At 55.5% G+C, this 821-nt stretch carries 1 protein-coding gene; it reads left to right on the forward strand.

Annotated elements, in window-relative coordinates:
* Positions 1-821, forward strand: an 821-nt coding sequence (gene tuf / locus DDT52_RS20815) for an elongation factor Tu (RefSeq protein WP_136157997.1), incomplete at both ends; no start/stop codon positions are given.

The following is an 821-nucleotide window of genomic DNA, read 5'->3' on the forward strand; positions in this document are numbered from 1 at the left end:
CACGTTAACGTCGGTACTATCGGCCACGTTGACCATGGTAAAACAACGCTGACCGCTGCTATTACTACCGTTCTGGCTAAAACCTACGGTGGTAGCGCGCGTGCATTCGACCAGATCGATAACGCACCGGAAGAAAAAGCACGTGGTATCACCATCAACACGTCTCACGTTGAATACGATACCCCGACTCGTCACTACGCGCACGTTGACTGCCCAGGGCACGCCGACTACGTGAAAAACATGATCACCGGTGCTGCGCAGATGGACGGCGCGATCCTGGTTGTTGCTGCGACCGACGGCCCGATGCCGCAGACTCGTGAGCACATCCTGCTGGGTCGTCAGGTAGGCGTTCCTTACATCATCGTGTTCCTGAACAAATGCGACATGGTTGATGACGAAGAGCTGCTGGAACTGGTAGAGATGGAAGTGCGTGAACTGCTGTCTCAGTACGATTTCCCGGGCGATGACACGCCGGTAATCCGCGGTTCTGCGCTGAAAGCGCTGGAAGGCGAAGCCGAGTGGGAAGCGAAAATCATCGAACTGGCGGAAGCGCTGGATACTTATATCCCGGAACCAGAACGTGCCATCGACAAGCCGTTCCTGCTGCCAATCGAAGACGTATTCTCCATCTCCGGTCGTGGTACGGTAGTGACCGGTCGTGTAGAGCGCGGCATCGTTAAAGTGGGTGAAGAAGTTGAAATCGTGGGTATCAAAGACACCACGAAAACCACCTGTACCGGCGTGGAAATGTTCCGCAAACTGCTGGACGAAGGTCGTGCGGGTGAGAACGTGGGCGTTCTGCTGCGCGGTACCAAACGTGA

The organism is Brenneria roseae subsp. roseae (assembly GCF_003115845.1).
Classification (GTDB): domain Bacteria; phylum Pseudomonadota; class Gammaproteobacteria; order Enterobacterales; family Enterobacteriaceae; genus Brenneria; species Brenneria roseae.